This is a genomic window from Rhodanobacter lindaniclasticus (assembly GCF_004799035.1).
Classification (GTDB): Bacteria; Pseudomonadota; Gammaproteobacteria; order Xanthomonadales; family Rhodanobacteraceae; genus Rhodanobacter; species Rhodanobacter lindaniclasticus.
In genome coordinates this window covers 1-18,172 of the sequence record NZ_MWIO01000020.1, presented here as the reverse complement: position 1 = coordinate 18,172, position 18,172 = coordinate 1, and the positions used below count along the sequence as shown (strand labels likewise).

The window sequence follows — 18,172 nt, the reverse complement described above, 5'->3', positions numbered from 1 at the left end:
CGTTGTCTTGCGTCCTTATCCCCGGCATGAACGTCGTCAATATCGCCGCCTACCGCTTCGTCGCGCTGGACGATCTGCCCGCGCTGCGCGAGCGCGTGCGCGAACACGCCGAGGCGCTGGCGCTCAAGGGCACCGTGCTGCTGGCACCCGAGGGCATCAACCTGTTCCTCGCCGGCACCCGCGCGGCCACCGACGCCTTCATGGCATGGCTGGGCGAGGACGCCCGTCTTGCCGGCATGGAAGCGAAGCAGTCGTTGTCCGACACCGTGCCCTTCGGCCGCCTGCGCGTGCGGCTCAAGCGCGAAATCATCACCCTGCGCATGCCCGCGTTGCGCCCCGCCGAGGGCCGCGCGCCCGGCGTGGATGCGGGAACGCTCAAGCGCTGGCTGGACCAGGGTCGTGACGACGCCGGTCGCGAGGTGGTGATGCTGGACACCCGCAACGACTACGAAACCGACGCGGGCGCTTTCGCGCAAGCGGTGGACTATCGCATCGCCCGCTTCACCGACTTCCCTGCCGCGCTTGCCGCCGATCGTGCGCGCTACGCCGGCAAGACCGTGGTGCCCTACTGCACCGGCGGCATCCGCTGCGAGAAGGCGGCGATCTACATGCAGGAACTGGGCATCGAACACGTGCACCAGCTCGAAGGCGGCATCCTGAAATACCTGGAGCTCACCGACGGCGCGCACTGGCAGGGCGGCTGCTTCGTGTTCGACGACCGCGGTGCCGTAGACAAACAGCTCCTGCCTTTGCCGCCTCTCCCCCGCGGGGAGAGGGTTGGGGTGAGGGGGCACGCGGGCGACGAAGCTGATTCGCAGCCTGCTTCGATGGACTTCCTGGCGAGCACCCACCCCCCATCCCGGCCTTCTCCCCAAGGGGGAGAAGGGGCGAAGGCAACAAGCGCAATGTCTGACAGGGGCCACGCATGAGTCTTTTCATCGAAAAGGCCGGCCATGGCCCGCTGCCGCTGGTACTGCTGCACGGCTGGGCGATGCACGGCGGCGTGCTGGCGCCGCTGGTCGAGGCACTGCAGGCGCAGTGCACGATGTACGTGGTCGACCTGCCCGGCCACGGCCATTCGCGCGACTGCGGCCTGCCGCTGGAACCGCACGCCTGCGCCGCGGCGATCGCCGCCGCCACGCCGCCGGCGCTCTGGCTGGGCTGGTCGCTGGGCGGACTGATCGCGCTGACCGCGGCGCTGGAGCTGCCGCGGCAGGTGCGCGGGCTGGCGATGCTGTGCGCCACGCCGAAATTCGTGCGCGACGCCAGCTGGCCACACGGCAGCGACCCGGCGCTGGTGCAGCAACTGGCCAGCGATCTGGAAACCGACTACCACGCCACCATCGAGCGCTTCCTGGCGCTGGAGGCGATGGGCAGCACCGACCCGCGCGGCGAGCTGCGTCATCTGCGCGAGCTGGTATTCGCCCGTGGCGAACCGGACGCGCGCGTGCTGCAGGAAGGCATCCGCATCCTGCACCACAGCGACCGCCGCGCCGCGCTGCCCGACCTCGCGGTGCCCAGCACGTGGATCGCCGGGCGTCGCGACCGGCTGGTGCCACCGCGGGCGATGGCCTGGTCGGCCAGCCAGTGCGGCGGCGACGGCCACGAGATCGCACAGGCCGGTCACGCGCCGTTCTTCGGCCACGCCGGCGCGGTGGTCGAGGCACTGCAACCCTTGTTCACCCGGCACCAAGGCCGGGCCATCACGAGCCCCCTCCATGAGTGATTTCCAACTCGACCAGCGCCAGGTGCGCCGCAACTTCGCCGCGGCGGCCGCCACCTACGAAAGGCACGATGCGCTGCAACGCGAAGTGCAGACGCACCTGCTGGAGCGACTCTCGTTCTATCTCGACACCCCGCAGCGGGTGGTCGACATCGGCGCCGGCACCGGCCGCGGCACCGCCCTGCTCAAGCGACGCTATCCCAAGGCCGAGGTGATCGCGTTCGACCTGGCGCTGCCGATGCTGCGCGCGGCGAAGCAGCACAGCAGCTGGCGCAAGCCGTTCGACCGCGTCTGCGCCGAGGCGCGCGCGCTGCCGCTGGCCGACCACAGCGTGGACGTGCTGCATTCCAATCTTTGCTTCCAGTGGATCGACGACCTGCCCGCGCTGTTCGGCGAATGCATGCGCGTGCTCAAGCCCGGCGGGCTGATGGCGTTTTCCAGCTTCGGCCCCGACACCCTGATGGAGCTGCGCGCCGCCTGGGCCGCGGCAGACGAGCGCGCCCACGTGAGCCGCTTCCTGGACATGCACGACGTGGGCGATGCGATGCTCGCCGCCGGCCTGCGCGACCCGGTGCTGGACGTGTTCCGCTACACCCTGACCTACAGCGAGCCGCGCAAGCTGCTGGAAGAGCTGCAAGGCCTGGGCGCCACCAATGCCGACCGCCAGCGCGAACGCGGACTGACCGGCAAGTCGCGTTACCGGCGCATGCTCGCCGCCTACGAAACGATGCGCGTGGACGGCCGCATCCCGGCCACCTGGGAAGTGGTCAGCGCGCACGCCTGGGGTCCGCCGGTGGGACAACCGCGACGCGTGGGTGGCATGGAGATCGCCAGCTTCTCGATCGACAAGCTGCGCGGCTCGCGGCGCTAGAAGACCAAGCATGAAACATGCCCCGTGGACGCCGATGCGTCAGTGACTTTGCGGATTCAGGAACGGGCGCACGTTTTTTCGCGCCGGATGCGATCATGGTATCGGCCACAACTCGATGGACCAGCAGCGCATACAGGGGGGCCTGATGATCGAGCTGGAAATCCAGGCCTTGTCGGAGCGACGCGAGGGCCTGCTGATGGAAGTGGGTCGGCTGGTGCTGGCCAGCGGTTTCAGCCTGCAGCGGCAACGACTGGTCCAGGATCCGCACGGCATCCTGCTGACCATGGTGGTGCGCGGGCCGCCGCGAAAAAAGCGCGCGCTGGCGGCGGCGCTGGACGCCTACGAGCGCATCATCAGTTTCGAACTGGAGCCGGTCACCGAGGGCGAGGAACGCGCGCACTTCGCTGCCTCGCGCGCGCCGTCGGCCTACGTGCCGCCCGTCCTTCCGGTTGCACCACCCGTGCCGGAGGCGCCCCCGGCGACGGCGCCGACAACGCCCGCGGCCGCGACGGCGCCGGCCGCCTCCGCGTTCGACCAGGTCGCGCCGGTCAGGCTGGTCACGCCGACGGCGGCACCCGCGCCTCCGCCTGCGGTCGCCGCGCGGCCGGCGCCCGAGCCGGATCTCGAATTCATCCTGCCACCACCAGCGCCGGCTCCGGTGGCGCCTGCGCCCGTCGTGGTGGCGGAGGCTCCGTTCGTGGAGTTGGTCCCGCTCGAACCTGACCAGCCGGCCATCGACAAGCTGCTGGCGACACTGGCCACCGAGTACCCGCAGATCATGCCGCGGCTGCAGCAGCTGGATCACGCGGTCGCCGAGGCGGCGCGCGAACCCACGCTGGCGCTGGCGGGCCGGCGCATCGGCGCGTGGCTCGCCCAGCGCGAACCGGCGGCGGGCGGGCAGCTCAACCTGGAGCAGGCGATTGCGCAGCTGGGCGCGCCGGCGCTGCGCGCGCTGGTGGAGGTGGAACAGGACGGCAGCCAGCTGCACATTCGCCACAGCCCGCTGTGCGGCGAACCCGGCCACTCCGGCTGCATCTTCTTCAGCGGCTTTCTGGAGGGCCTGCTGGCGCCGGTGCTGGGCGGCCGCGAGTTGTCGATCTTCGCGGTGTGCTGCCGCAGCTATGGCGCGGACGACTGCGTGCTGGCGCTGTCGGACTGATCAGCGCGCCGTGGCCTGATGCCGAAAACAGGCCGTCAGGTGATCGTCGATCATCCCGGTGGCCTGCATCAGCGAATAGCAGATGGTGCTGCCGACGAAACGGAAGCCGCGTTTCTTCAGCGTCTTGCTCATGCGGTCGGACAAGGCGGTGCTGGCCGGCACCTCGGCGGGTACGCGCCAGCGATTGACCACGGTGCGGCCCTCGACGAAGGACCACAAATAGCCGTCCAGACTGCCGAACTCCGCGATCGCCTCCTGCGCGGCACGCGCGTTGTCGCGCGCCGAGTACACCTTCAGCCGGTTGCGGATGATGCCCGGGTCGAGCAGCACCTTCTCCAGTTCGCGGTCGCTCATCGCGGCGACGCGGGCAATCTCGAAATCGTGGAACAGCTTGCGGTAATGCGCGCGCTTGGCCAGCACGGTGCGCCAGGAAAGCCCCGCCTGGGCCCCTTCCAGGCAGAGGAACTCGAACAGGCCGCGATCGTCGTGCAGCGGCACGCCCCATTCGGTGTCGTGGTAGGCGCACATCAAGGCGTCACCGGCGGTGGCCCAGCTGCAACGAATCGGTTCGGCGCGTTTGCCCATGGCGACTTCACGTGGTTGTCGATCCGCGAACCGTAACGGACGCCATTACACTTGTCGCCCCTCTTCTGGCCCATGTCGATGCCGCCTTCCCCGTCACCCCAGCGCGGCGCCGTGCTGGCCATGCTCGTCACCATCGTGTTGTGGGCCTACAGCTGGATCGTGATGAAACAGGTGCTGGCCTGGGCCGGCCCGTTCGATTTCGCTGCGCTGCGCTACCTGATCGGCGCGGCGGTGCTGTTTGCGGTCTTGCTGTTGTCGCGGCGCTCGCTGCGGCCGCCACCGCTGGGCCCGACGATCCTGATCGGCCTGTGCCAGACCGCCGCGTTCCAGGGCCTGGAGCAATGGGCGCTGCTCGATGGCGGCGCCGGCCACGTGGCCCTGCTCGCCTACACCATGCCGTTCTGGGCCGTGCTGCTGGCGTGGCTGCTGCTCCGCGACAAGCCGACGCCACGGCACTGGCTGGGCCTGGCGCTGGCAGCCATCGGCCTGCTGTGCATCATCGAGCCCTGGCGGCCGATGGGCAGCATCATGAGTACCTTGCTGGCCATTCTCGGCGGACTGGCCTGGGCCGCCGGCACCGTGCTCAGCAAGCGCCTGTTCCAGCGCCACGCACCAGACGTGCTCGGCCTCACGGCGTGGCAGATGCTGGCCGGCGGCGTTGCGCTGGGCCTGTTCGCGCTGGCGATGCCGCAGCGGCCGCTGGTGTGGAACTGGGCCTTCGTCGGTGGCCTCGCCTACAGCGCGGTGCTGGCGTCAGCGGCGGCCTGGTGGCTGTGGTCGATCGTGCTGCAGCGGTTGCCCACCACCGTGGCCAGCGTATCCAGCCTCGGCGTGCCGGTGCTCGGCGTGCTGCTGGCCTGGTGGCTGCTGCAGGAGCAGCCGTCGCCGCTGGAGGCGACCGGCATCGTGTTCGTGCTGCTGGGCCTGCTCGCGGTCAGCGGCGTGCGTTTGCCCCGCCGGTAGGAGCCCGCTCGCGGGCGATGCTGTTGGAGCAGGGATTCGGGATTCGCAAGCACAAGAGCATCGCCCGCGAGCGGACTCCTACGACCAGGGCAAGGCTTGCAGGTCGACGTTGCCGCCCGTGATGACCACGCCGACCCGGCGACCGGCGAAACGCGCCGGCTGCTGCAGGATCGCCGCCAGCACGGTGGCGCTGGAGACTTCCACCACCTGCTTCAATTCCGACCACAGCAGTTGCATCGCCGCGATCGTCTCGGCGTCGCTGACGGTGATGATCTCGACATGGTGCGTGCGCAGCGCATCGAGGTTGCGTTCGCCGATCAGGGCGCGCAGGCCGTCGCAGACCGTGTCGGGCACCACCGTGGTGACGCGTTCGCCGTGCGCCATCGACTGTGCCGCGTCGTCGGCGCCGAGCGGCTCGGCACCGAACAGCGCCAGTGCCGGGTCGATGCCGTGCGCGGCGATCGCCACGCCGCTGGCCAGCCCGCCGCCGCCGACCGGGGTGATCAGCGCATCCAGCTCGGGAATCTGCTGCAACAACTCCAGTGCCACCGTGCCCTGCCCGGCGATGACCCGGCGGTCGGCGTACGGATGCACCAGCTCCGCACCGGTGGCGCGGCGCACCTCCTCGCACATCGCCTCGCGCGCGGCCTGGGTCGGCGCGCAGCGGTGCAGGGTGGCGCCGGCGCGTTCGATCGCCGCCAGCTTGGCGCGCACCGCGCCCTCGGGCACCACCACGTGGGCGGCGATGCCGCGGGTGGCCGCGGCCAGCGCCAGTGCGTTGCCGTGGTTGCCGGAGGAATGGGTCACCACGCCGCGCGCAGCCCGCGCCTCGTCCAGCGACCACACCGCATTGCAGGCGCCGCGGAACTTGAACGCGCCGCCGCGCTGCAGGTGTTCGCACTTGAAATAGAGCTTGGCGCCGCTCAGCGCATCCAGCGCCGGGCTGCACATCACCGGCGTCACCCGTGCGTGCGGCGCGATGCGCGTGGCGGCGGCGCGGATCTGTGACAGGTCGGGCAAGACTTCGTTGAGCTGGCTCATGTGCCGGTTACCTCGATCCCGCAACGGAAGTGGCGCGTGGCGCCGGGTGGGAGCGCGATCGCGTCGGCCCACTCGGGCCGGTTGAATGCATCGGCCATGCATTCCATCGGCTCCAGCGCGACCGCGCGGCGCGCATCGCGCGCGACCGTATCGGCAGTGAACGCGTGCATCACGCCGCGCTCCTGCCACAGCGCTAGGGCGAAGCCGCGCGACGGATCGCCCAGGCGGGTGCGGATGCGCCCATCGGCGTCGGCCTCGAGGTCGGTGTAGCCCTGGTCGAGGATGCTGTCGCCGATTCGCCGCGGTTCGCGGAAATCCAGCGCCGGCGCATCGTCGAGCGCGACGTAGGCGGCGTCACCGGGCAGCGCGATCAGGTCGGCACCGGTGCGGATCAGCGTCTGCGCGGGAATCTGCAACGGCCAGTCGTCGACCAGGCCGCCACCGGGCAGGCGGAAATACGGATGCCAGCCGAAGAAGCACGGCGCGAGGCTGTCGCCGACGTTCTCCATGCACGCATCCAGGCACAAGCCCGCATCATCCAGGGTGAACTCGACCGCCAGGTCGATCGCATGCGGGTAGCCCGGGCGCGGACGAATCGCCGCGGTGGTCAGCCGCACGCTGGCGGCCGCATCGTCGGCAGCCAGCCGGTCGAGGTCGAACAGCGTGTCGCGCACGAAGCCGTGGCGGCTGGCCCGTTCGCTGCCGCTCGCGCCCGGGTCGAGATCCTGCGCCACGCCGTCGAACCAGTAGTGTGCATCGGCGACGCGGCCGGCGAACGGCACCATGATGGCGAAGCGCGAGCCGGGGCGGCGCTGCACCTCGTCGGCATCGCGGTAGCCGTCGGCCAGGTCGTGCAGGCCGTCGCCGAAGGGCACCTCGAAACCGAGCAGGGCAGCGCCGTGCAAGGCCACGCGCACGTGGCGGTTTCCCGCGCGGTCGTGCAGCGTCACGACGGGCTGCGCACCCAGCCGGGAACGCTCCACGCCGTAGCGGGTCAAGCCGGAAGCAGTCACCGGATTCTCCTGCGGTTGAACCTGCCCATGTTAGCCTGATCCATCCCCTTCCCACGTTGTTCCGCTCATGCACGCACTTCCCCAGCAAGCCAGTCCGGTGATCCGGCTGCGCGATTACCAGCCGCCCGCCTGGCGGGTCGAGTCGATCGAACTGGAGGTCGAGCTCGACATCGACGCCAGCGAAATCGTCGCGCGCCTGCAGCTGCGTCGCGATCCGGCGCAGTCCCTGCCGCTGCGGCTGGATGGCGAGAACCTGCAGCTGCTGTCGATCGCGCTCGATGGCCGCGCGCTGGACGCCGAGGCGTACCGCTACGACGGCTGCGTGCTGGAGATCGACGGCGCGCGCGACGGCAGCATGCTGGAAACCCGCGTCCGCGTGCGCCCGGCCGCCAACACGGCGCTGGAAGGGCTGTACCTGTCAGGCCCGCGCGAGAGCGGCTTCCTGCTCACGCAGTGCGAGGCCGAGGGCTTTCGCCACATCACCTTCTTCCCCGACCGCCCCGACGTGCTGTCGACCTACACGGTGACCCTGCGCGCCGACCGCGCCCGCTTCCCCGTGCTGCTGGCCGGCGGCAACCCCACCGGCGCCGGCGAACTGGAGGGCGGCCGGCACTGGGCACGCTTCGTCGATCCGCATCCGAAACCGAGCTACCTGTTTGCCCTGGTCGCCGGCCGCCTGGAGCACCTCGCGCGCGACTACCGCACCGCCGACGGCCGCGCCGTGCAGCTGAAGATCTGGGCGGAGGCCGACGCGATCGGCCGTTGCGGCTACGCGCTGGACGCGCTGGAACGCGCGATGCGCTGGGACGAGCAGCGCTACGGGCGCAACTACGACCTCGACGTGTTCCACGTGGTGGCCACCCACGATTTCAACATGGGCGCGATGGAGAACAAGGGCCTCAACATCTTCAATGCGAAATACCTGCTGGCCGATCCGGACTCCACCACCGACGACGAGTACCGCCACGTCGAAGCGGTCGTGGCGCACGAGTACTTCCACAACTGGAGCGGCAACCGCGTCACCTGCCGCGACTGGTTCCAGCTCAGCCTGAAGGAAGGCCTCACGGTGTTCCGCGAGCAGAGCTTCTCGGCCGACATGAACTCCGCGCCGCTCAAGCGCATCGAGGACGTCGCCCTGCTGCGCCGCGCACAGTTTCCGGAGGACGCCGGCCCGCTGGCGCATCCGGTGCGCCCGGCGCAGTACAGCGAGATCAACAATTTCTACACCGCCACCGTGTACGAGAAGGGCGCCGAGCTGGTGCGCATGCTGGCCGGCCGGCTGGGCGCGGACGGTTTCCGCCGCGGCATGGACCTGTACTTCGAACGCAACGACGGCCGTGCCGCCACGCTGGAGGATTTCCTCGGCGCACTGGGGGAAGCCAACGGCACCGACCTGCTGCCTTACCTCGCCTGGTACGGCCAGAGCGGCACACCGCGGTTGCGCGCGCAGGGCCACCATGACGCGGCACGCCGCGAGTACACGCTCAAACTCGGCCAGCACGCGCCCGGCAACGCCGGCCCGTCTGCGCGCACGCCACTTCCGATCCCGGTGAAGCTGGCCCTGTTTGCGAGCGATGGCCGCATGCTGCCGCTGCAGCTGGCCGGCGAGGCGACCGACGCCGGCAGCGAGCGCGTGGTGGTGCTGGAGCAGGCCGAGCAGGCGCTGGTTTTCACCGGCGTGGAAGCGCCACCGGTGCCTTCCCTGCTGCGTGGCTTCTCCGCCCCGGTGATCCTGGAGTGCGACTACACGCCAGCCGAACTGGCGCTGCTGCTGGCGCATGATCCCGACGGCTTCAACCGCTGGGAAGCTGGCCAGCTGCTGGCCGCGCGCGCCTACGAGAACCTGCGCGACGGCAGCACCGACACTTCATTGCAGGCGTGGTGCGGCGCGCTGGCGCGGCTGTTCGCCGACGACGGCATGGATGACGCCTTGCTGGCTGATCTGCTTACCCCGCCGGGCGAGATCGAACTGGCCGAACGCGAAGGCGCGGTCGACCCCGGGCGCATCCACCAGCTGCGCCAGGCCTTGCAACGCACGCTGGCCGAACGGCTCGGCGCCGATGCGCTGGAGCAGCGCTATCGCACGCTGGCCGCGCGCCGCTCGATCGCGCTGGATGCCGCCAGCCAGGCCAGCCGCCGCCTCAGCCGCCGCCTGCTGGAATTGCTGGAGGCCTGCGCCAGCGAACGGGCGCTGCCGTTGGCCGCGGCGCAATATCGCGACGCGCCCGGCATGACCGATCGACTCGCCGCCCTCGCGGTGCTGGCGCGCGGGCAAGCCGACGAGGGCGAACGCGCGCTGGCGGATTATCGCCAGCGCTACGCCGGCAATGCGCTGGCGCTGGACAAGTGGTTTGCCGTGCAGGCCCAGCTGCCCGGCCTGGCGGCGCTGCCGCGCGTCATGCGACTGGAAAAGGATGCGGCGTTCACCCTGCACAACCCCAACCGCGTGCAGTCGCTGCTGGGCACCTTCGTGCGCGCCAACCCCAGCGGCTTCCATCGTGCCGATGGAGCCGCCTACCGCTTCCTGACCGAGCGGCTGGGTGAACTGGATGCGCTCAATCCGCAGGTGGCCGCGCGCCTGGCGACCGCCTTCAACGGCTGGCAGCGGCTGGAGCCGGGACGCCGCGCTCTGGCGCAGGCGGCAATCGCGGAGCTGGCCGGGCGTGCGGGCTTGTCACGCAATCTGGGCGAAATCATCGGCAACGTGCTGAACCACTGAAATCCGCCGCGACGCACGCGGATGGCGGCGGATCATTCCCGCGCAGGCATCGAGGCCATGCGTCGCGCGGGTGGACCGTTCAGATGGCCAGGTGGTCCAGCGCTTCGAGCAGGCTCTGCATGCGCGACTCGAGGTCCGGCTGCAGGTCGTCGCGCTCGTCGCAGTCAAACTCGCTCAGGTGATCCATCGCCATCTCGACCTCGCCGATTTCGACCAGCAGATCGTGATGCGGGTAGACGGGTTGGAAATCGAAGCTCATGTCCATGGCGAATTCCTGAAGGGGTCGGTGGGTAGGTAGTGATGAACAAGCATCACCCATGCCAATGTGTGATCACTATCACAGCCGGCCCACCCTGCCAGTCGCGACACTGACGTCCCGCGTCAGCTGTTGCCGTCACCCGGCATAAAGTCCCTTTTCAGTCACCCCTCGTTCACGCGCTTCCGGCGAAGATCGAGTCCAAGCTTCCCCCATTCGCTTTCTGGCGCCCGGCAATACGGTCATCCTGGATTCCCCCTGTTCCTGAGACCGCCTGGCGCCAGATCTATACCCCACGAAGCCCCGCGCACCCCGCGGGGCTTCGTGTTTCCGGGGGCCGGATCGGCACGGCGTCGCGGCTGCCCGGCGCCACAAAAGACGACGGCACCCGAAGGTGCCGTCTTGCTTCCTCTCACGGTACGCGATCGAACCCCTGTCCGCTCGACCTCGGCGCGCGATCCTGGCGCAGCGTCTGCCCATGAAAGTGCATGCCGGGTGCAGCATGATTCATGCCATAGCCTGGCGATCTTCGACAATCGGCCGATCGCGTTACCATCACGCCCTCTTTTGTCACTTTTTGCGCGCTCCGGGCAACGACATGCGTCACCCCACCCACTATGACGTCATCGTGATCGGCGGCGGCCACGCCGGCACCGAGGCCGCGCTCGCCGCGGCCCGCACCGGCGCGCGCACGCTGCTGCTCAGCCACAACATCGAGACGATCGGCCAGATGAGCTGCAACCCGGCCATCGGCGGCATCGGCAAGGGCCACCTGGTCAAGGAGATCGATGCGCTGGGCGGCGCCATGGCGCATGCCGCCGACCGCGCCGGCATCCAGTGGCGCACGCTGAATGCCTCGAAAGGCCCGGCCGTGCGCGCCACCCGCTGCCAGGCCGACCGTGTGCTGTACAAGGCGGCGATCCGCCACTTCGTGGAAACGCAGCCGAACCTGGAACTGTTCCAGCAGGCGGTGGACGACCTGATCATCGAGAACGGTCGTGTCTGCGGCGTGGTCACCCAGATGGGCCTGTCGTTCCGCGCACGCAGCGTGGTGTTGACCGCCGGCACCTTCCTCGCCGGCAAGATCCACATCGGCCAGGCACAATACGCCGGCGGCCGCGCCGGCGATCCGCCGGCCACCACGCTGGCGCAAAGACTGCGCGAGCTGCCGATCGCCGCGGAGCGACTGAAGACCGGCACGCCGCCGCGCATCGACCAGCGCAGCATCGACTTCAGCACCCTGGAGGAACAGCACGGCGACGATCCCGCGCCGGTGTTCTCGTACCTCGGCGACCGCGCCGGGCACCCGCGCCAGGTGAGCTGCTGGATCACCCACACCAGCGAGCGCACCCACGAGATCATCCGCAGCGCGCTGGACCGTTCGCCGCTGTACACGGGCCAGATCGAGGGCGTGGGCCCGCGCTACTGCCCGTCGATCGAGGACAAGGTGGTGCGCTTCGCGGAGAAGTCCTCGCACCAGATCTTCATCGAGCCGGAAGGACTGGACACCTTCGAGATCTACCCGAACGGCATCTCCACCTCGCTGCCGTTCGACGTGCAACTCGCGCTGGTGCAGTCGATCAAGGGTTTCGAGCACGCCCACATCACCCGCCCCGGCTACGCCATCGAATACGACTACTTCGACCCGCGCGGCCTGCAGCCGTGGCTGGAGACCAAGGCGATCGCCGGCCTGTACTTCGCCGGCCAGATCAACGGCACCACCGGCTACGAGGAGGCCGCCGCGCAAGGCCTGATCGCCGGCCTCAACGCCGCGCTGGCGGTGCAGGGCAAGGCGCCGTGGTACCCGCGTCGCGACGAGGCGTACATCGGCGTGCTGATCGACGACCTCACCAGCAACGGCACCATCGAGCCCTACCGCATGTTCACCTCGCGCGCCGAGTACCGGCTGCACCTGCGCGAGGACAACGCCGACCTGCGCCTGACCGAAAAGGGCTTCGAGCTCGGCGTCGTGCCGCAGGCGCGCTTCGATGCGCTGCGCGCGAAGCGCGCGGCGGTCGAAGGCGAGTTGCAACGGCTGGCTGGCCTGTGGGCGGCCCCGGCCAACGCGCTGGGTGCGGCGCTTGAACGCCGGCTCGGCATCGCCCTCAGCCGCGAAACCTCGGCCGTGGACCTGCTGCGCCGCCCCGAACTCGATTACGCCCGGCTTGCCGCGGTGCCGGGGTTCGGTCCGCCGGTGGCGCGGCAGGATGTGGCTGCCCAGATCGAGGTGCAGGTGAAATACGCCGGTTACCTTGAACGCCAGCGCGAGGAGATCGAGCGCCAGCGCCGGCACGAGCACACCGCGATCCCGGCCGGCTTCGACTACGACAAGGTACGCGGGCTGTCGGCGGAAGTGCTGCTCAAGCTCAAGCGTTCGCTGCCGGCAACGCTGGGCCAGGCGGCGCGCGTAAGCGGCGTCACCCCCGCAGCGATTTCGTTGCTGCTGGTCCACCTGAAACGTCGCGACGCGGCCTGAGGTCGCCTCCCCGCCCCCGACTCCCGGCAAAGCGCCGGCGCGCGCACTCGTGGCATCATGCGCACTTCACACAGCCCGGGGAGTGCGCGATGGAAATCTGGATCGGCCGCGACGGCGAACGGCATGGCCCGTACAAGGAAAGTGACGTGCGCGAATGGTTGCGCAGCGGCAAGGTCAGCCCCGACGATCTCGCCTGGTACGAAGGCCTGGCCGACTGGCAGCCGCTGTCGGTGCTGTTCCGCGACGCCGTGCCGGCGGCAAGCCCGCCAGCCGACAATCCCTACGCGGCGCCGGCCACCCCGCTGCAGGCGCTGCCGCAAACCACCGCTGCCGTACTGGAAGACCATGCCGGCTTCTGGAAGCGGGTGGCGGCCTACATCCTTGACGCGATCGTGCTGTACATCCCCAACAACCTGCTGATCATGAGGTCGATGGGCGATGGTGCCGCGCAGGAGGCGATGAAGCAGACGATGCTGACGGCCCCCGGCGACGCGCACGTGATGATGGCGGCCTACAGCCAGTACTACGCGACGATGAGTACACCGCTCATCATCACCGCCGTGCTCACCTGGCTGTATTTCGCCGTGTGCGAAAGCTCGCCCTGGCAGGCCACGCTGGGCAAGCTGGCGCTGGGCATCCGGGTCACCGACCTCGAGGGCCGGCGGATCGGCATCGGGCGGGCCCTGCTGCGTTACCTGGCCAAGTTCCTCAGCGCCTTCATCATCTGCATCGGCTTCATGATGGCCGGCTGGACGCGCCGCAAGCAGGGCCTGCACGACATGCTCTGCAACACCCTGGTGCTGAACGGCCGTGCCAGCGAGTTCAGGCCGGACGCGACCCCGGCGGACAAGAGCAACTCCTTCAGCGCCTGATCGGCTTCGCCCCCACGGCGCCGCGGCCCGACCGCGGCGCCGTTTTCATTCGCGCGTCGACGATGTTCGGGCGCTTGTTATCATCGACGGCTTGACCTTTTCATTCGGCGGCATCGTGCCGCCGCCAGGAACGCCCCCCACCCATGCTCAGCATCGAACAACGCCTTGCCAACGACATTGCCGCGAAGACCGAACAGGTGCGCGCGGCAGTGGATCTTCTCGACGGCGGCGCCACCGTGCCGTTCATCGCACGCTACCGCAAGGAAGTCACCGGCGGTCTCGACGACACCCAGCTGCGCCTGCTGGAAGAACGCCTGCGCTACCTGCGCGAGCTGGAGGAGCGCCGCGCGGCAATCCTGGCCAGCGTCGAGGAACAGGGCAAGCTCGACGATGCGTTGAAGGCCGACCTGCTCGCCGCCGACACCAAGGCGCGACTGGAGGATCTGTACCTGCCGTTCAAGCCGAAGCGCCGCACCAAGGCGCAGATCGCCCGCGAAGCGGGGCTGGAGCCACTGGCGACGGGATTGCGCGAGGACCCCACGCTGACGCCGGAGACGTTCGCCGAGTCGTTCGTCGATGCAGAGAAAGGCGTCGCCGACGTGCGCGCCGCGCTCGACGGCGCCCGCGCGATCCTGATGGAGTCGATCGCCGAAGACGCGCACCTGGTCGGCGAGCTGCGCGACTGGCTGTGGGCGCAGGGGCAGATCCGCGCGAAAGTGGTCGCGGGCAAGGAGAACGAGGGCGCGAAGTTTCGCGACTACTTCGACCATGTCGAGCCGATCGCCAAGATTCCCTCGCACCGCCTGCTGGCACTGATGCGCGCGCGCAACGAGGGCGTGATCGAACTCGAGCTCGCCCCCGCCGCGGACAGCGAGCAGGGTCACGCCGAAGGCGAGGGCCGCGTCGCGGCACGCGCGAACATCCACGATCGCGGCCGTGCCGCCGATGCGTGGCTGCGCGAAACCGTGCGCCTGACCTGGCGCGTGAAGCTGCACCTGCACCTCACCCTCGACCTGTTCGGCCGTGTGCGCGAAGGCGCCGAGGACGAGGCGATCCGCGTGTTCGGCGACAACCTCAAGGACCTGATGCTGGCCGCGCCGGCCGGGGCGAAAACGGTGATGGGTCTGGATCCCGGCATCCGCACCGGCTGCAAGGTCGCGGTGGTCGACGCCACCGGCAAGCTGCTGGCGACTGACACGATCTATCCGCTGGAACCGCGGCGGCAGTGGAACGAATCGCTGGTGTCGCTGGCCAGGCTGTGCAAACAGCACAATGTGGACCTGATCGCGATCGGCAACGGCACCGGCTCGCGCGAGACCGACAAGCTGGCCGGCGAACTGATCAGGAAGCTGCCCGAGACGAAGCTGGCGAAGATCGTGGTGAGCGAGGCCGGCGCTTCGGTGTATTCGGCGTCCGAGCTCGCAGCGAAGGAGTTTCCCGATCTCGACGTGAGCCTGCGCGGCGCTGTCTCGATCGCGCGCCGCCTGCAGGACCCGCTGGCCGAGTTGGTGAAGATCGAGCCGAAGGCGATCGGCGTGGGCCAGTACCAGCACGACGTCAACCAGATCAAGCTGGCGCGCGCGCTGGATGCGAAAGTGGAGGACTGCGTCAACGCGGTCGGCGTGGACGTGAACACCGCCTCCGCCGCGCTGCTCGCGCGCGTGGCCGGGTTGTCCTCATCGGTGGCCGAGAACGTGGTGAAGCATCGCGACGCGCATGGCCCGTTCCCCAATCGCAAGGCGCTGCTGAAAGTGCCACGCCTCGGCGACAAGGCGTTCGAGCAGTGTGCCGGCTTCCTGCGCGTGCCCCACGGCGACAATCCGCTGGACGCCAGCGCGGTGCACCCGGAAGCCTATCCGGTGGTCGAGCGGATCATCGCGCAATGCGGCCGCGAGGTGCGCAACATCATCGGCGACACCGGCTTCCTGCGTGGCCTCAGGGCCGAGCAGTACACCGACGACAAGTTCGGCGTGCCGACCGTGCGCGACATCCTCAGGGAACTGGAAAAGCCCGGCCGCGATCCGCGTCCCGAGTTCGTCGCGCCCAGCTTCGCCGAGGGCGTGGAGGACGTGAAGGACCTGCGCCCCGGCATGATCCTGGAAGGTCGCGTCACCAACGTCGCTGCGTTCGGCGCCTTCGTCGACATCGGCGTGCACCAGGACGGCCTGGTCCACGTCTCGGCGCTGTCGCACACCTTCGTCAAGGACCCGCGCGACGCGGTGAAGGCCGGCGACATCGTCAAGGTCAAGGTGATGGAGGTGGACATCCCGCGCCAGCGCATCGGCCTCAGCATGCGCCTGGACGACGAGCCGGGACAGGCGCGCGGCAGCCGTCCGGGCGCCGGCGGCGATGCCCGTGGCGGGTCACGCGACGGCCGCGGCCCGCGTCCGGGCGGCGGTACGCCCAAGCCAGCCCCCGCGCCCGCCAACAACGCGTTCGCCGACGCGTTTGCGCGCGCCGGCAAGCGCTGAATGGCTGCTCGCGTCCCGCCTGCGGCGGCGATGCGCTGCAGCATGCGGTTCCGTATGGAATACCGTACCGTAACCCGCAGCTAACAAGGCCATCCCGGCCCAGGAGTACTTCCATGCTTCGTACCCGCCATCTGGCCGGCGCCATCGCGGCCGCCATGCTGTTCAGCACGGCTGCCGCAGCCGCCGATTTCAGCAACGTCATCGTCTTCGGCGACAGCCTGAGCGACAACGGCAACATTTCGTTGGCCACTGCGCCGACGATCCAGCCGCCGCTGCGCTTCACCACCAACCCGGGCACCACCGCGGCGGAGAACGTGGCGGCGGGCCTCGGTTTCACGCTGGCGCCATCGGCGGCCGGCGGCACCGATTACGCCTGGGGCGGCGCCGGCTTCGTCAACAACGTCGCCGCAGTACCGACCATCACCCAGCAGTTGCAGATGTACCTCGGCGCGACCGGCGGCCAAGCCGACTCCCGCGCGCTGTATCAGGTCTGGGGCGGCGCCAACGACATCTTCTACCTGAGCGGCACGCTGACCGATCCGAACGCCATTTCCGCCGGCGCGGTCAACGCGGCACAGACCGAGCTCGGCGTGCTCGCTGGCCTGCAGGCCGCCGGCGCGAAGTACGTGCTGGTCTACAACCTGCCTGACCTCGGCAAGACACCGCAGGCCGCTCTCGGTGGTGCGGCCGCACAGGCCGGCGCCAGCCAGCTCGCCGTGCTCTACAACGGCGTGCTCAACAGCGGCCTGGCGCAACTGAGCAACAACGGCCTGAACGTGATCCCGGCGAACACCTATGCCTTGCTCAACGAGGTGATCGCGAACCCGGGCGCCTACGGCTTCAGCAACGTCACCGATCCGGCCTGCGGCGTCGGTTCCAGCTCGGTGCAGTGCGGTCCGCAAGGCTCGGGCCTGCCGTACAGCTATGCGGCCGGCACCGACCAGACCTATCTGTTCGCCGACGGCGTGCACCCGACCGCCGCGGCGCACGCCATGCTCGGCCAGTACGTGCTGTCGGTGATCCACGCGCCGGAGCAGATCTCGCTGCTGGGCGAGGCGCCGCTGGCAGCCAGCGCCGTGCAGAACCGCGTCATGCGCGACCAGATGCTGACCACCGGCAAGGATGGTGACGTGCGCACCTTCGTCAACATCGATTACGCCCGGCAGCGCTTCGACGCCAGCAACAACTCGCCGCGCACCAACAGCGACAACCTCAACTTCACCCTGGGCGCGAACTACTTCGCCGGCGAGCACGTCACCGCCGGCGTGGCGCTCGGCGTCGGCCAGCACAACGCCGACTTCTCCGGCGGTGGCGGCTACAAGCTGCAGGACATCAGCGGCCTGGGTTATGTCGGTTACCACAACGGCGGCGGCTACGTGGGCGGCTACGTCAACTTCGGCCAGTCCAACTTCAAGGACATCGAGCGTCGCATGAACATCGGCGCGATGCAGCGTACCGAAACCGGCAAGACCGACGGCTCGCACCTCGGCGGCGGCGTCACCGGCGGCTGGTGGTTCGACCTTGCCGACAAACTGCAGACCGGGCCGTTCGCCACCGTCGACTGGCAGACCGTGAAGGTCAGCGGCTACAGCGAGAACGGCAGCGACAGCAGCGCGATGTGGTTCGGCCGCCAGCAGCGCGATTCGCTGCTGGCCACGCTGGGCTGGCGCCTGCGCGGCCAGTGGCAGGTCAACAACCTGGTGATGTCGCCGTACGCCGAGCTGGGCTGGAATCACGACAGCAAGGCTGACGCGCGCCTGGTCACCGCCGGCCTCAACAGCATGAACGGCAGCTTCGCCCTGACCGGCTTCAGCCCGGACCAGAGCTGGGCCACCGCCACGCTGGGCCTGTCCGCCCGGCTCACGCCCAGCGTGCAGAGCTGGATCGGCTACAGCGGGCGTTTCGGCGACAACAGCCAGAAGTACAACAGCGTCAACATGGGCGTGCGGATCGACCTCTGATCCGGTGCATCCACGACCCGGCTGCGCCGGGTCAACGCCACGAAAAAGGCCGCCCATGGGCG

General features: G+C 69.4%; 14 protein-coding genes. 10 read left to right on the top strand and 4 right to left on the bottom strand.

The window, feature by feature from the left end:
• The first annotated feature begins 26 nt into the window (after positions 1–26).
• The 4 genes from B1991_RS07125 (at position 27) to B1991_RS19075 (ending at position 3,753) form a co-directional block, all read left to right on the top strand.
• Positions 27–929: a sulfurtransferase gene (locus tag B1991_RS07125; RefSeq protein WP_136258031.1), complete on the top strand. Its 903-nt coding sequence runs from the start codon at positions 27–29 to the stop codon at positions 927–929.
• Positions 926–1,726 carry a pimeloyl-ACP methyl ester esterase BioH gene (gene bioH / locus B1991_RS07120; RefSeq protein ID WP_136258030.1) on the top strand — a complete coding sequence of 267 codons (801 nt, stop codon included), beginning with the start codon at positions 926–928 and terminating at the stop codon, positions 1,724–1,726. Before B1991_RS07125 ends, bioH begins: the two co-directional genes overlap by 4 nt.
• Complete coding sequence (gene bioC, locus B1991_RS07115; protein WP_136258029.1) at positions 1,719–2,594, top strand: malonyl-ACP O-methyltransferase BioC; 876 nt, start codon at positions 1,719–1,721, stop codon at positions 2,592–2,594. The genes bioH and bioC overlap by 8 nt, the downstream gene beginning before the upstream one ends.
• A 145-nt stretch (positions 2,595–2,739) precedes the next feature.
• Positions 2,740–3,753, top strand: coding sequence for a hypothetical protein (locus B1991_RS19075; RefSeq protein WP_168709597.1), 1,014 nt, complete (start codon positions 2,740–2,742; stop codon positions 3,751–3,753).
• On the opposite strand, the gene B1991_RS07105 is transcribed toward B1991_RS19075, so the two are convergent.
• Positions 3,754–4,338 carry a DNA-3-methyladenine glycosylase I gene (locus B1991_RS07105; RefSeq protein ID WP_136258028.1) on the bottom strand — a complete coding sequence of 195 codons (585 nt, stop codon included), beginning with the start codon at positions 4,336–4,338 and terminating at the stop codon, positions 3,754–3,756.
• Between the two features lie 120 nt (positions 4,339–4,458).
• On the opposite strand from B1991_RS07105, the gene B1991_RS07100 reads away from it, so the two are divergent.
• A complete protein-coding gene (locus B1991_RS07100) occupies positions 4,459–5,301 on the top strand; it encodes a DMT family transporter (RefSeq protein WP_246031086.1) in 843 nt (280 codons plus the stop codon).
• Positions 5,302–5,379: 78 nt separating this feature from the next.
• Here the strand turns inward: B1991_RS07100 and B1991_RS07095 are convergent, their stop codons facing one another.
• A complete protein-coding gene (locus B1991_RS07095; protein ID WP_136258026.1) occupies positions 5,380–6,342 on the bottom strand; it encodes a pyridoxal-phosphate dependent enzyme in 963 nt (320 codons plus the stop codon).
• Positions 6,339–7,355, bottom strand: coding sequence for an aldose 1-epimerase (locus tag B1991_RS07090; protein ID WP_246031085.1), 1,017 nt, complete (start codon positions 7,353–7,355; stop codon positions 6,339–6,341). The genes B1991_RS07095 and B1991_RS07090 overlap by 4 nt, the downstream gene beginning before the upstream one ends.
• 67 nt (positions 7,356–7,422) lie before the next feature.
• Here B1991_RS07090 and pepN point away from each other — a divergent pair, with 67 nt between their 5' ends.
• The gene (gene pepN, locus B1991_RS07085; protein WP_136258025.1) at positions 7,423–10,074 is read left to right on the top strand and encodes an aminopeptidase N; all 2,652 of its coding nucleotides are present in this window, start codon (positions 7,423–7,425) and stop codon (positions 10,072–10,074) included.
• Positions 10,075–10,153: 79 nt separating this feature from the next.
• Here pepN and B1991_RS07080 read toward each other — a convergent pair whose 3' ends face one another.
• Entirely contained in the window at positions 10,154–10,339 is a 186-nt protein-coding gene (locus B1991_RS07080; RefSeq protein ID WP_136258024.1) for a hypothetical protein, read from the bottom strand.
• Positions 10,340–10,928: 589 nt separating this feature from the next.
• Here B1991_RS07080 and mnmG point away from each other — a divergent pair.
• The 4 genes from mnmG to B1991_RS07060 all read left to right on the top strand — a co-directional run bounded on the left by mnmG (position 10,929) and on the right by B1991_RS07060 (position 18,110).
• A complete protein-coding gene (mnmG, locus tag B1991_RS07075) occupies positions 10,929–12,806 on the top strand; it encodes a tRNA uridine-5-carboxymethylaminomethyl(34) synthesis enzyme MnmG (RefSeq protein ID WP_136258023.1) in 1,878 nt (625 codons plus the stop codon).
• Positions 12,807–12,895: 89 nt separating this feature from the next.
• On the top strand, positions 12,896–13,678 hold the full coding sequence (locus tag B1991_RS07070) for an RDD family protein (RefSeq protein WP_136258022.1): 783 nt from the start codon (positions 12,896–12,898) through the stop codon (positions 13,676–13,678).
• 143 nt (positions 13,679–13,821) lie between these two features.
• Positions 13,822–16,149 carry a Tex family protein gene (locus B1991_RS07065; RefSeq protein WP_136258021.1) on the top strand — a complete coding sequence of 776 codons (2,328 nt, stop codon included), beginning with the start codon at positions 13,822–13,824 and terminating at the stop codon, positions 16,147–16,149.
• A gap of 113 nt (positions 16,150–16,262) precedes the next feature.
• The gene (locus B1991_RS07060; RefSeq protein WP_136258020.1) at positions 16,263–18,110 is read left to right on the top strand and encodes an autotransporter domain-containing protein; all 1,848 of its coding nucleotides are present in this window, start codon (positions 16,263–16,265) and stop codon (positions 18,108–18,110) included.
• Positions 18,111–18,172 lie beyond the last annotated feature (62 nt).

Bases quoted from the DNA above. Each gene is read 5' to 3' on its own strand.
- B1991_RS07125 (WP_136258031.1), top strand. From the start codon at position 27: ATGAACGTCGTCAATATCGCCGCCTACCGCTTCGTCGCGCTGGACGAT.
- bioH (WP_136258030.1), top strand. From the start codon at position 926: ATGAGTCTTTTCATCGAAAAGGCCGGCCATGGCCCGCTGCCGCTGGTA.
- bioC (WP_136258029.1), top strand. From the start codon at position 1,719: ATGAGTGATTTCCAACTCGACCAGCGCCAGGTGCGCCGCAACTTCGCC.
- B1991_RS19075 (WP_168709597.1), top strand. From the start codon at position 2,740: ATGATCGAGCTGGAAATCCAGGCCTTGTCGGAGCGACGCGAGGGCCTG.
- B1991_RS07105 (WP_136258028.1), bottom strand. From the start codon at position 4,338: ATGGGCAAACGCGCCGAACCGATTCGTTGCAGCTGGGCCACCGCCGGT.
- B1991_RS07100 (WP_246031086.1), top strand. From the start codon at position 4,459: ATGCTCGTCACCATCGTGTTGTGGGCCTACAGCTGGATCGTGATGAAA.
- B1991_RS07095 (WP_136258026.1), bottom strand. From the start codon at position 6,342: ATGAGCCAGCTCAACGAAGTCTTGCCCGACCTGTCACAGATCCGCGCC.
- pepN (WP_136258025.1), top strand. From the start codon at position 7,423: ATGCACGCACTTCCCCAGCAAGCCAGTCCGGTGATCCGGCTGCGCGAT.
- B1991_RS07080 (WP_136258024.1), bottom strand. From the start codon at position 10,339: ATGGACATGAGCTTCGATTTCCAACCCGTCTACCCGCATCACGATCTG.
- mnmG (WP_136258023.1), top strand. From the start codon at position 10,929: ATGCGTCACCCCACCCACTATGACGTCATCGTGATCGGCGGCGGCCAC.
- B1991_RS07070 (WP_136258022.1), top strand. From the start codon at position 12,896: ATGGAAATCTGGATCGGCCGCGACGGCGAACGGCATGGCCCGTACAAG.
- B1991_RS07065 (WP_136258021.1), top strand. From the start codon at position 13,822: ATGCTCAGCATCGAACAACGCCTTGCCAACGACATTGCCGCGAAGACC.
- B1991_RS07060 (WP_136258020.1), top strand. From the start codon at position 16,263: ATGCTTCGTACCCGCCATCTGGCCGGCGCCATCGCGGCCGCCATGCTG.